Here is an 11,645-nt window from a genome sequence, read left to right on the forward strand (position 1 = left end):
GATTCGCCTGTTTCATGTCAGAAACCGACACTTCCGGTGCTGCCCGCGCCGCAGAATTCGAGCGCTGGGCCAACGTTTTTACCGCTCACAAGGCATTCAGCCACCCATCCGAATTGCACGGTGCGCTTTGTGGTCGCCTGGCGGCCGGATCCCGTATAAATGAGCCGGAGTGGCTGGCCATGGTATGTGAGCACATGGGCCTGGCTGAAGACGCAGTCGAGGAGTCTGACGATCTCGCTCCGTTCATGAACAGGGCCTACGAGCAGACACTGGAGCTCTTGAAATCAGCAGACATGAGTTTCCATCCTTTGTTACCGGATGACGACTACGCCATTGAGCAGCGCCTCGAGGCCCTGGTTTCCTGGGTGCGTGGGTTTCTCGAAGGCATGGCATTGTCAGCAGGTGAATCGCTGGGCCAGGCACCGGATGAGATCCGGGAGCTGATCGAGGATATGGTCGCCATCAGTCAGTTGTCCGACGAGGAAGAAGCGGACGACGAAAGCGAGCAGCAGTTGCTGGAGATTACCGAGTACATCCGGCTTGGGGCGCTTGCCGTCTTTACCGAATTCAACGCCCCCGAACCGCCGAAGTCTGATTCGCCGACCCTGCACTGAGCAGGGTCCTGATTGCAGGAGAGACTATGAACTCCATGATTCCCGTGAAGGAGTTTGCCGAGCGCCGTCGAAAGCTGATGGAGCGCATGGCGCCAGACAGCATTGCGATTATTCCGGCCGCCCCGGAGCGCGTTCGCAATCGCGATGTGCTGCATCCGTTCCGCCAGGACAGTGATTTTCATTACCTGTCCGGTTTTGGCGAGCCGGAGGCCGTGCTGGCCCTGATCCCTGGCCGTGAACACGGGGAATCCGTTCTGTTCTGCAAAGAGCGTGATCCTCAGAAGGAACTCTGGGACGGGTTCCTGGTGGGCCCGGAAGGCGCCATTGAACGCTACGGCCTGGACGATGCGTTCCCGATCGCCGACATCGACGACATACTCCCGGGCATGATCGAGGGGCGCAGCCGGGTCTATTATCCCCTGGGCAAGGACGATCATTTTGACGCCCGGGTGATGGACTGGGTAAAGATGATTCGCAGCAAGGTTCGCAGCGGCGCCCATCCGCCCGGCGAATTCGTGTCCCTGGAGCACCTGCTTCATGACCTGCGGCTCTACAAGAGCGCCAACGAGATCAAGATTATGGCCAAGGCGGGCCAGATCAGCGCCGAAGCCCACTGCCGCGCCATGAAGCGGGCCCGCAAGGGTGGCTTCGAGTACAACCTCGAGGCCGAGCTTATCCACACGTTTATGGAACACGGCGCCCGTTCAACGGCCTACCCGTCGATTGTGGGCGGAGGCGGCAATGGCTGCATCCTGCATTACATTGAGAACAGTGCACCGCTGAAAGACGGCGATCTGGTGCTGATTGATGCCGGCTGTGAATACCAGTGCTACGCCTCCGACATTACCCGCACTTTCCCGGTCAGCGGAAAGTTCAGCAACGAGCAGCGGGCGTTGTATGAGGTGGTGTTGGCTGCCCAGTATCGGGCCATTGAGGCTGTGTCGCCGGAAAACCACTGGAACCGCCCCCATGAAGCGGCGCTGGAAGTGCTGACCCAGGGCCTGATCGATCTCGGGTTGTTGTCTGGCACCCTCGAAGACGCCATTGCCAATGAAGCCTACAAACCCTTTTTCATGCACCGCACCGGCCACTGGTTGGGCCTGGATGTGCACGATGTCGGCGATTACAAGGTCGGTGATGCCTGGCGCCAGCTGGAGCCAGGCATGGCCCTGACGGTTGAACCCGGGCTGTATATCGCGCCGGATAACACCGATGTGGATGAGAAATGGCGTGGCATTGGTATTCGTATCGAAGACGATGTGGTGGTGACCAAAGACGGCTGTCGGGTCCTGACCGAAGCGGTGCCGAAAACCATTGCCGAAATCGAAGCCCTGATGGCGGACTGACACCCTGTGACCAAGCCCGATACCGATCTGATCATTGCCGGTGGTGGCCTTGCCGGAGCAACCCTCGCCCTGGCGCTGGCCCGGATGGTGCCGTCGCTGCACGTGACCGTAGTCGAGGCCTTTCCGCTATCTCCCGATGCCCTGCCGGACAGTTACCAGCCCAGCTACGACGCACGTTCCACTGCTCTGGCGTGGGGCTCCCGGCTGATTTTTGAAGAGCTTGGGCTGTGGCATCGTCTCGCCGAGCATGCCACGCCCATTGAGCATATCCATGTGTCGGATCGGGGGCATTTCGGCGCCACCCGGTTGCATGCCGCCGAGCATGGTCAGCAGGCCCTTGGTTATGTAGCTGACAACCGCTGGATGGGGTTGTGCCTGATGCGTGAGTTGCTGGAGACCAACGTCCAGTGGCGCGCGCCGGCAGAGGTGACTGATATGACGCCCATTCCCGGCGGCGTTCGGGTCCGGCTGTCGGAGGATGGCGAAGATGCCCCGGAACTGACGGCTCGCTGCCTGGTGGTGGCGGATGGCGGTCGCTCCGGACTGCGTGAGAAGCTTGGCTTCAGGCCCGATCGTCACAGCTATGGCCAGAATGCCCTGATCGCCAATGTCTCCACAAGTGACAGCCACGGTTTCACTGCCTTTGAACGATTCACCGATGCCGGCCCCATGGCGCTTTTGCCCCATGGTTCTCCCACGCGTGCAGGGCACCAGTCGGCACTGGTCTGGACCCTGTCCGACGAGGCATTGCAGGAAGTTCTTGAACTTCCCGACCAGGAAAAATGCCGCTGGCTCCAGGACCGGTTTGGCTGGCGTCTTGGCCGGTTTACCCGCATTGGTACCTGTCACCATTACCCGCTGACCCTGACGACGGTAGACGAGCCGGTGCGCCCCGGGGTTGCCCTGGTGGGCAATGCGGCCCATGCCCTGCATCCGGTTGCCGGGCAGGGATTCAATCTGGCCCTGCGAGGGCTGATGACTCTGGTGGAGCAGTTCCGGCTGGCGGAAGAACAGGGCAGATCCATCGGGGATCTCGAGGTCCTCAAACGTTACCACGCTCTGCATCGCCAGGATTGGCAGCAGACGGTACGCTTCTCGGATTCTCTTGTACGCCTGTTCGGACACTCCATGTTGCCGGTAACTGCTGCCCGCGATGCCGGTCTGGTGGGTCTTGATCTGTTGCCCGGGGTCAAGCGCTGGTTTGCGCGCAAGGCGATGGGCCTGGGAGGGCGCCGGGCGGTGATTGACCGGCCTGGAAATCTGGGCCGGGAGGCGCCTGGTCATGAGTGAAGTGAAAACCTTCGATATTCTGGTGGCCGGCGGGGGCATGATCGGATCCGCCCTGGCTCTCGGGCTATCACGTCAGGGCTGGCATGTGGCGCTGGTGGAGGGCTCCGATCACGAAACCCTGGTCAGGGCACCGGAGCCTGCCGCCACCGTTGTCGATTTCGAGCCTCGGGTCAGTGCCATTTCGGTCGCCAGCCAACGCTTGCTGGAGCAGCTCGGAGTCTGGTCCGAGGTGACCGCCGGTCGACACTGTCCTTATCAGACCATGACAGTCTGGGATGGTGATGGTACTGGGCGAATACAGTTTGAAGCTGCCGAGCTTCAGGCACGGGCCCTTGGGACGATCGTCGAAAACCGCAGTATTGTGCGGGCATTGTTCCGCGCCCTGGAGCAAAGCCCGGTTGAGCTGATCGAGGGCGCAAGTATTACCGGCTGCAGGCGGTCCTCAGGGAGTTACGCCCTTGAGCTGGAGGGTGGCCGATCCCTGGCGGCCGGATTGGTCGTGGGGTGTGACGGTGCCAATTCCCGTTTGCGTCAGTGGGTAGGTTTGCCAACCCGCGAATGGGACTACGACCAACAGGCCATCGTGTGCACGGTGCAAACCAGTCAGAGTCATCGCTTTACCGCCTGGCAACGGTTTTCAATGACTGGGCCGCTGGCGTTCCTGCCTTTGCTGCCCGAATCGGGCATTGAGCATTTCTGCTCCATTGTCTGGTCCCAGGATACCGACGAAGCCAGGCGCCTGATGGCTCTGGAGGACACGGAATTTGTGGCCGAGCTTGAGCAGGCGATCGAGCGCGAGCTTGGAACGGTTCAGGCAGTCTCCAAAAGGTTTGCTTTTCCGCTTCGCCAGCGCCACGCGAAAGACTACATTGCGCCCGGTTTCGCCCTGGTCGGCGACGCAGCTCATACCATTCACCCGCTGGCGGGGCAGGGCGCCAATCTGGGCTTTGGCGATGTACGCACTCTGTTGGACGAGCTTTCGCGGGCAAGGAAAGCAGGCCTGGGGCCAGCGGATGAACTGGTTCTGGCGCGCTATCAGCGCCGGAGGAAAGGTGAAAACCTGACCATGATGGCGGCCATGGAGGGGTTCAAGCAGCTGTTTGGTCGTGATGAGTTGCCGGTACGCTGGCTGCGCAACACCGGTTTGCGCTGGCTCAATCAGCTGGGCCCGGTGAAAAACCGCATTGCGGCCGAGGCCATGGGTCTTAACGGTTGAACAGAAAAGGAATTTTGTAATGGCAGGAAGCAGTCTTCTGGTTCTGATCGATGACATCGCCACGGTGCTGGACGATGTCGCCCTGATGACCAAGACCGCCACCAAGAAAACGGCGGGTGTTCTGGGTGACGATCTGGCGCTCAACGCCCAACAGGTAACTGGCGTGAAACCTGCGCGGGAGTTACCCGTGGTCTGGGCTGTAGCCAGGGGGTCGATGATCAACAAGGCCATCCTGGTGCCGGCGGCCCTTGCGATCAGTTTTTTCATGCCCTGGCTGGTCACGCCGTTGCTGATGCTTGGCGGTGCCTTCCTGTGTTTCGAGGGTTTCGAGAAACTGGTGCACAAGTTTCTGCATCGGGAGGAAGATCAGAAGCGCAAAGGGCAGCTGCGTGAAGCCCTGAAGAATCCGGAAACCGACCTTCGGGCGATCGAGAAAGACAAGATCAAGGGCGCCATCCGTACCGATTTCATTCTGTCTGCGGAGATTATTGCCATCACGCTGGGCACCGTAACAACCCAGACGATCGGCATGCAGTTCATGGTGCTGGCGGTGGTTGCCATCATGATCACAGTTTTTGTGTACGGCCTGGTGGCAGGGATCGTCAAGCTGGACGACGGCGGTCTCTACCTCAGTCAGCAGGACAACCCCGTGCTCCAGAAGCTGGGCGCAGGTATTCTATGGCTGGCCCCCTATCTGATGAAGACGCTCTCCATTCTTGGCACCCTGGCGATGTTCCTGGTGGGTGGTGGCATTCTCACCCACGGATTCACGCCGGTCTACGACGCCATTCATCACTTTGCCGAGGGATTCAGTGGTGTGGTTGGTGCTCTCGTGCCGACGATAGCCAACGGTCTGTTCGGGGTGTTGGCCGGGGCGTTACTGGTGGCCATGATTACGCCACTGGCCCGGTGGTGGCAGGCTGCTAGAGACAGGCGTCGAACAGCCGGCTAACCAGCACTGGTACCGCAGTTTCCACTCTCAGGATGCGGGGGCCGAGGTGGACACCCTGGCAACCGGCGTCTTCGAGTTTGCCTACTTCGTAATCTGTAAAACCACCCTCGGGGCCAATGCAGAGTACCGTCGGCTGGTTCAGATGCGTCGGGCAGGGTGTGCTCGTGCCGGGGTGGGCTACCAGGGCTTTTCTGCCTGCCACCAGCGACGGAAGCTCGTCTTCCACAAAGGGTTTGAACAGCTTGCGGATCTGCACCCGGGGCATCAGGGTGTCTTTGGACTGCTCAAGCCCCAGGGTGAGGTTTTCTCGCACTTGCTGGTCTGAGAGCCACGGTGTTTGCCAGAAGCTTTTTTCCACCTTGTAGCTGTTGATCAACCACAGGTCTTTCACGCCAAGTGCGGCGCAGGTCTGCAGTATCCGGCGGAACATCTTCGGTCGGGGCATCGCCAGAACCAGGGTGAGAGGCAGTGGTGCAGGGGGAGGCTGGTCCAGGGTTACCTGGAGTTCCGCCTCGGTATCGGTCAGTCGGACGACCTCTCCGGTGCCCATTTGGCCACCCTCGCGGCCCACCGGCACTGTATCGCCAGCAACGATTTTGATCACCGAGTGCAGGTGAGCCAGGCGCCGGCCGCGTAATACGGCCCGGTCAGGCGCTATGAAATCCTCATCAAACAGTAACGCCAGATTCATTCGCCGGCAGGCTCATCGCTGTCCGCGTCCGCCACTTCCCGTTTTGCCAGCCGCCCGAACAGGATGCCGACCTCGAACAGGATCCACATGGGAACAGCCAACAGCGTCTGGGAGATAATGTCAGGCGGGGTCAGCAGCATGCCGATGATGAAGCAGCCAACCACCACATAGGGGCGCTTGGCCGCCAAATCTGCTGGCGTGGTGGCCCCGGTGAGGATTAACAGCACGGTGGCGATCGGAATCTCGAAGGCCACACCGAATGCGAAGAACATCTTGAGCACGAAATTGAGATAGCTGGTGATGTCCGGCAATTCGACGATGCCTTCCGGACCGATCGCGGTAAAGAAGCCGAATACCAGCGGGAATACAACAAAATAGGCGAATGCCGCGCCCGCATAGAACAGGATTACCGAGGTAAACAACAGCGGAAAGGCCAGCCGTTTCTCGTGGGCATAGAGGCCCGGTGCAATAAAACTCCAGAGCTGGTAAAGAATGATCGGGATGGCGGCGAACACCGCCAGTACCAGCGCCAGCTTCAACGGCGCGAAGAAGGGCGAGGTTACATCCGTTGCGATCATGGTCTGGCCAACCGGCAACAGGGAGCGGATCGGTTCAGACAGGAACAGGTAGAGCTCGTTGGCAAACGGATAGATGGCCGCGAAGCACACCAGTACCGCTAAAACCATCTTCAGGAGGCGGTTGCGCAGTTCGAGCAGGTGCTCGATCAGAGGCATTTCCTGGTGTTCCGGAGGCATCTGGTTGCCGTCGGGTTTTGCATTCATGAACGGTTATCCGGCGGACTTTGCGGGGTTTCGTTTTTGGGTTGGTCGTTCCCGGCAGAGCCTGTATCCGGCGTCTGCGGAGCGTCGCTGGTACCAGCCTGCTCCCGGTCAGAAGACTCGGAGGGCTTTGGCTGGCCAGACACACGTCGTGTCGCCGGCGCGGGCCTTGGCTTCTGGGTTTCGTTATCGGGCAGGATCATGTGCTCGTACTTTTTAGCCTCGTCGAGGGCGCCACGCACGGTTTTCTGCACATCATCCAGACCAACATCGCCTGCCTTGCGAAGCTCTTCGCGGAGCTCATCGGCTTTCAATTGCCGGTCCAGTTCCGAGGTGAACTGGCTGACCATACGTCGCGCGCCACCCACCCAGCGGCCCGCAGCACGTGCAGCCGTGGGCAGGCGCTCGGGGCCGAGTACCAACAGCGCTATGACGCCGCAGATCAGCAGCTCAAGAAAGCCGATATCGAACATTCAGCCTGGTCTCAGCTGTGGGACTTGTCCCGGGGCTTGTCTTCGGCCGCGGCCTGTTGTTGCGGCTGCTCGTTTTCCTTGCCTTCCAGGGATTCCTGGTTCTCGGCCTTGGAGTCCTCATCGTTCATGGACTTCTTGAAGCCGCGGATGGCGCCACCCAGATCGCTGCCGATGTTGCGCAGTTTCTTGGTTCCGAACAACAGAATGACAATGCCGAGTACGATAAGTAATTGCCAGATGCTGATACCCATTACGGGGTCCTCGTTTTAATGTTTCTGTTCAATGACATTGTACGTTACCAGAACGGTTACGCGGAAACCCCTTTAGAGGTATTACCGCTCACTTTTCCCGTGACGCTTTTTCTTCCAGGCCTGACAGGTCGAACCGGCTGGCCAGCTCATCCAGGATGTCCTTCGGGCCAAGGCCCAGTCGGGACAACATCACCAAGCTGTGGAACCACAGGTCGGCGGTTTCATAAACCACATCCCGGGTTTCACCGGAGTGTTCTGCGTCCTTGGCGGCCAGCAGGGTTTCGGTGCACTCTTCCCCGACTTTCTCCAGAATCTTGTTCAGACCCTTGGCGTGGAGACTGGCTACATAGGAGGTTTCCGGGTCTGCCTCTTTCCTGGCCTCCAGAACCCGCGCCAGGTTTTCCAGTACATCGCTCACTGTCCGTGCTCCTCAGTTGCTGCCGTAAATAGTGCCGGGGTCCTTGATCACCGGGTCAACGCTGACCCACTGACCATCTTCCAGGGTCCGGTAGAAGCAGCTGCGCCTGCCAGTATGGCAAGCGATGCCGCCCTTTTGTTCCACCTTCAGCAGGATGACGTCCTCGTCGCAGTCCAGTCGAATGTCCCGAATGACCTGCTGGTGTCCTGAGGTTTCCCCCTTGCGCCAGAGCTTGCCTCGAGAGCGGGACCAGTAAATGGCCTGGCCTTCTTCGGCGGTCAGCCTGAGCGATTCCCGGTTCATCCAGGCCATCATCAGGATATCGCCGGTTTCGGCATCCTGGGCGATGGCTGGCACCAAGCCGTCCTCTGTCCAGCGAATGGCATCCAGCCAGTCAGGGGTCTCGACGTTATCCGAGCTATTTTGCATTTTTGTGAATCCTGAAATCTTTGTCGGTTATCGGCTGCCGCGGAGCATGAGTCCACCGGCAATTGCAAACAGGGCCCAGCTCCAGGTGGGCACGCTTTCAAGCCATTGCTGGCCCTCAGGCTGGGTGCCCAGAATGCCTCCGGCAACCAGAAGTACCGCCAGTGTAACCCGCCGCCAGCGCCGCTCGGTGCGAACCTGCTGCTCACGGAGCAACTCCAGTGTAGCCTGGTTCTGCGGCTCGGTGGGCCCGGCCTGCCGCAGCTGGAGGAGGGCGTCGTGCACCAGTTGCGGCATTTCTGGCGACTGTTCCAGCCAGGACGGAAGGTGGGACTGCAGCGACTTGATCAACCCCGACGGCCCAATCCGTTTGCGCATCCATGTTTCAAGGTACGGTTGTGCGGTACTCCACAAATCCAGATCCGGATAGAGCTGTCGACCCAGCCCCTCCACGTTCAACAGGGTTTTCTGCAGCAGAACAAGCTGGGGTTGCACCTCCATGTTGAATCGCCTCGCTGTCTGGAACAGGCGCAAAAGGAAGTGACCAAAGGAGATGTCCTTCAACGGCTTCTCGAAAATCGGTTCACAGACAGTACGAATGGCCGCTTCAAACTGGTTCACCGGGGTATCCGGTGGTACCCAGCCAGACTGGATATGCAACTGCGCAACCTGCCGGTAGTCACGACGGAAAAATGCCAGAAGGTTGCGGGCGAGATAGCTCTGGTCGTCCGGTGCCAGGGTGCCAACGATGCCGAAATCGATGGCGATATATCGAGGATCCGAGGGGTTGGAGGTATCCACGAAGATGTTGCCCGGGTGCATGTCGGCGTGAAAGAAGCTGTCCCGGAACACCTGGGTAAAGAAGATCTCCACGCCTTTTTCGGCCAGCACCTTCATATCGACGCCGGCGGCTTTCAGGGCGGCGGTATCGGCAATGGGGATGCCGTGAATCCGCTCCATCACCAGCACGGATTTGCGGGTGTAGTCCCAGTCGATAAACGGGATATAGATCAGGGAGGAGTTCTCGAAATTCCGGCGCAGCTGGCTTGCGTTGGCGGCTTCACGCTGCAGGTCCAGTTCGTCGTGAATGGTGGAATCGTAGTCGGCAACCACTTCCACCGGGTGCAGGCGTTTGCCCTCGGACCAGTATTTTTCCAGCAGGCCGGCCATAAGGTACATCAGGGCAAGGTCCTGGCGAATCACCCTTTCGATACCCGGGCGCAGTACCTTTACCACTACTTTCTGGCCGTTGGGCAGGGTGGCTGCATGCACCTGGGCAACCGAGGCGGAGGCCAGCGGGTCCGGGCTGAATTCGGCAAACAGGTCCGACACTGGGGCGCCCAGCGAGGTTTCGATAATGCCCCGGGCCTCATCGCTCGGAAACGGCGGCACACGGTCCTGAAGGTTTTTCAGGGATTCGGCCATGTCATCCGGCAACAGATCCCGTCGGGTCGAGAGTATCTGGCCGAACTTTACAAACACGGGGCCCAGCTCCTCGAGGGCCAGCCGCAGTCGATCACCCCTGTCCAGTTTGGGTTTGGGGAACAGATGCCATGGCGCAAGCAGGAAGAACACCTTCAGGGGCGCTGGCAGTTCCGCGATGGGCAGGAACGTGTCCAGCCGGTAGCGGCAAAATACCCAGGCAATTCGAAACAGGCGTTGCAGGCGGGTCACAGGTTCTCCGGTTCGTCAGTCTTGCCGCGGTTCTCAACCAGGTTCAGTCGGGCTTCCAGTCTTTCGGTGCGCAGATTCAGTTCGTCGATATCCTCGAACGTGGCTTCCAGTTCCCGTCGCCCGGGCAAGGCACGACTTTCTTCATGCACATATTCTTCGATGTTGGCATTCAGCGACTGAAAGGCCTGCCGGCTCCACCGGATGGCGCTGCGAATGCGTTTGCCCAGAAAGTGCGCGGGGACATCACCGATGTGCTGGGCCATGGCGGCTTCCCAGTCCGGCTCAAGCTGGTTCAGTGCGCGCTGCAGCTGGTGAGCCAGCGCTGTATCGCCCGTCACTTCCAGGCGGCCGTCGGCAAAGACCCGATCATCACCGGTGGCCAGTGCCGCAAAGGCGATGGGTTTGCCGGTGATCTCAAGAGCCGGTTGGTCCACAGGTTGGCTGCCCATCCGGATACGTTCTCCGGCCCTATCCAGCGTGTAGGTCAGGGGAACCGGATCGGTGACATTAAACTGCACCGGGCCCGCCAATGCTTCCATCAGGGCACGATGCCCCGCTGGATCCAGTTCCAGGGCCCGGTTCAGGGCACTTTCCAGGATCGCGGAGACAGCCGAAAGCAGGGTGGGGCCGGGAAACATCAGGGCTTGATTCCCACGTGCAGGGCAACAATGCCGCCGGTCATGTTGTAGTACTTGCAGTTCACCAGGCCGGCATCTTCCATCATGCCTTTCAGGGTGTCCTGGTCGGGGTGCATGCGGATGGATTCGGCCAGGTACTTGTAGCTTTCGCTGTCGCCGGCGATCAGCTGACCCATCAGTGGCAGAGCGGAGAACGAGTAGGTGTCGTAGGCTTTGCTCAGCAACGGATTGGTGGGCTTGGAAAACTCCAGGATCATCAGCTTGCCACCGGGCTTGAGAACCCGGGTCATGTCACGCAGGGCCTGGTCCTTGTCGGTGACATTGCGCAGACCGAACGCGATGGAGACCGCATTGAAGTTGTTGTCCGGGAATGGCAGGTGCTCGGCATCCGCCTGTACGTACTCAATGTTGCCGGCGTAACCACGATCCGTCAGTCGGCTGCGGCCCACCTGGAGCATGGAAGCGTTAATGTCAGCCAGCACCACTTTGCCGGAGGGACCAACCAGGTCTGAAAACTTCATGGTGAGGTCGCCGGTGCCGCCGGCAATATCCAGTACCTGATGGCCGGGCCGTACCCCGGAAAGCTCAATGGTAAAGCGTTTCCAGAGCCGGTGGATCCCCATGGACATCAGGTCGTTCATGAGGTCGTATTTGCCCGCCACACTGTGGAATACCTCGGCCACCTGGCTCGCCTTCTGGCTTTTCGGTACATTGCGGAAGCCAAAGTGGGTGACGTTATCCTGGCCGTTATTGTTTGCGGCCTGGTTGGCTGGCGTTTGCTGCTCGCTCATGGGAGATGTCCTGTCAGAATGTCGGGTAGGGACAGGCCATTACTGGCCCATCCCCCCCTAAGAACCGTACGTGCGAGTTTCCCCGC

14 protein-coding genes are annotated in these 11,645 nt (G+C 59.9%); 5 read left to right on the forward strand and 9 right to left on the reverse strand.

The features are described 5' to 3' along the window. Positions 1 to 14 precede the first annotated feature (14 nt). The 5 genes from ABNF92_RS13145 to ABNF92_RS13165 are packed head-to-tail and all read left to right on the forward strand — an operon-like array spanning position 15 to position 5,418. Complete coding sequence (locus ABNF92_RS13145; protein WP_069182002.1) at positions 15 to 614, forward strand: UPF0149 family protein; 600 nt, start codon at positions 15 to 17, stop codon at positions 612 to 614. A 26-nt stretch (positions 615 to 640) separates the two neighbouring features. Further along, positions 641 to 1,960: a Xaa-Pro aminopeptidase gene (pepP, locus tag ABNF92_RS13150; protein WP_291904318.1), complete on the forward strand. Its 1,320-nt coding sequence runs from the start codon at positions 641 to 643 to the stop codon at positions 1,958 to 1,960. Positions 1,961 to 1,966: 6 nt separating this feature from the next. Further along, complete coding sequence (ubiH, locus tag ABNF92_RS13155; protein WP_349342389.1) at positions 1,967 to 3,250, forward strand: 2-octaprenyl-6-methoxyphenyl hydroxylase; 1,284 nt, start codon at positions 1,967 to 1,969, stop codon at positions 3,248 to 3,250. Then, entirely contained in the window at positions 3,243 to 4,466 is a 1,224-nt protein-coding gene (locus tag ABNF92_RS13160; RefSeq protein ID WP_349342390.1) for a UbiH/UbiF/VisC/COQ6 family ubiquinone biosynthesis hydroxylase, read from the forward strand. The genes ubiH and ABNF92_RS13160 overlap by 8 nt, the downstream gene beginning before the upstream one ends. A gap of 19 nt (positions 4,467 to 4,485) precedes the next feature. Next, complete coding sequence (locus tag ABNF92_RS13165; protein WP_069181998.1) at positions 4,486 to 5,418, forward strand: DUF808 domain-containing protein; 933 nt, start codon at positions 4,486 to 4,488, stop codon at positions 5,416 to 5,418. Here ABNF92_RS13165 and ABNF92_RS13170 read toward each other — a convergent pair. The 9 genes from ABNF92_RS13170 to ubiE form a co-directional block, all read right to left on the reverse strand. Beyond that, positions 5,390 to 6,109, reverse strand: coding sequence for a 16S rRNA (uracil(1498)-N(3))-methyltransferase (locus tag ABNF92_RS13170; RefSeq protein ID WP_349342391.1), 720 nt, complete (start codon positions 6,107 to 6,109; stop codon positions 5,390 to 5,392). The genes ABNF92_RS13165 and ABNF92_RS13170 overlap by 29 nt on opposite strands. Then, positions 6,106 to 6,891: a twin-arginine translocase subunit TatC gene (gene tatC / locus ABNF92_RS13175; protein WP_069181996.1), complete on the reverse strand. Its 786-nt coding sequence runs from the start codon at positions 6,889 to 6,891 to the stop codon at positions 6,106 to 6,108. The genes ABNF92_RS13170 and tatC overlap by 4 nt, the downstream gene beginning before the upstream one ends. Continuing rightward, entirely contained in the window at positions 6,888 to 7,361 is a 474-nt protein-coding gene (gene tatB / locus ABNF92_RS13180) for a Sec-independent protein translocase protein TatB (RefSeq protein ID WP_069181995.1), read from the reverse strand. Before tatB ends, tatC begins: the two co-directional genes overlap by 4 nt. A gap of 11 nt (positions 7,362 to 7,372) precedes the next feature. Further along, a complete protein-coding gene (tatA, locus tag ABNF92_RS13185) occupies positions 7,373 to 7,612 on the reverse strand; it encodes a Sec-independent protein translocase subunit TatA (RefSeq protein WP_069181994.1) in 240 nt (79 codons plus the stop codon). A gap of 88 nt (positions 7,613 to 7,700) precedes the next feature. Further along, on the reverse strand, positions 7,701 to 8,030 hold the full coding sequence (locus ABNF92_RS13190) for a phosphoribosyl-ATP diphosphatase (protein ID WP_069181993.1): 330 nt from the start codon (positions 8,028 to 8,030) through the stop codon (positions 7,701 to 7,703). 12 nt (positions 8,031 to 8,042) lie between these two features. Then, positions 8,043 to 8,459: a phosphoribosyl-AMP cyclohydrolase gene (hisI, locus tag ABNF92_RS13195; RefSeq protein WP_069181992.1), complete on the reverse strand. Its 417-nt coding sequence runs from the start codon at positions 8,457 to 8,459 to the stop codon at positions 8,043 to 8,045. A gap of 27 nt (positions 8,460 to 8,486) precedes the next feature. Continuing rightward, complete coding sequence (gene ubiB / locus ABNF92_RS13200) at positions 8,487 to 10,130, reverse strand: ubiquinone biosynthesis regulatory protein kinase UbiB (RefSeq protein WP_069181991.1); 1,644 nt, start codon at positions 10,128 to 10,130, stop codon at positions 8,487 to 8,489. Beyond that, positions 10,127 to 10,768: an SCP2 sterol-binding domain-containing protein gene (locus tag ABNF92_RS13205; RefSeq protein WP_349342392.1), complete on the reverse strand. Its 642-nt coding sequence runs from the start codon at positions 10,766 to 10,768 to the stop codon at positions 10,127 to 10,129. Before ABNF92_RS13205 ends, ubiB begins: the two co-directional genes overlap by 4 nt. Then, a complete protein-coding gene (gene ubiE / locus ABNF92_RS13210) occupies positions 10,768 to 11,559 on the reverse strand; it encodes a bifunctional demethylmenaquinone methyltransferase/2-methoxy-6-polyprenyl-1,4-benzoquinol methylase UbiE (RefSeq protein WP_349342393.1) in 792 nt (263 codons plus the stop codon). Before ubiE ends, ABNF92_RS13205 begins: the two co-directional genes overlap by 1 nt. Between the last annotated feature and the right edge of the window lie 86 nt (positions 11,560 to 11,645).

Origin of the sequence: Marinobacter sp. MMG032 (assembly GCF_040112695.1) — a bacterium.
Classification (GTDB): Bacteria; Pseudomonadota; Gammaproteobacteria; order Pseudomonadales; family Oleiphilaceae; genus Marinobacter; species Marinobacter salsuginis.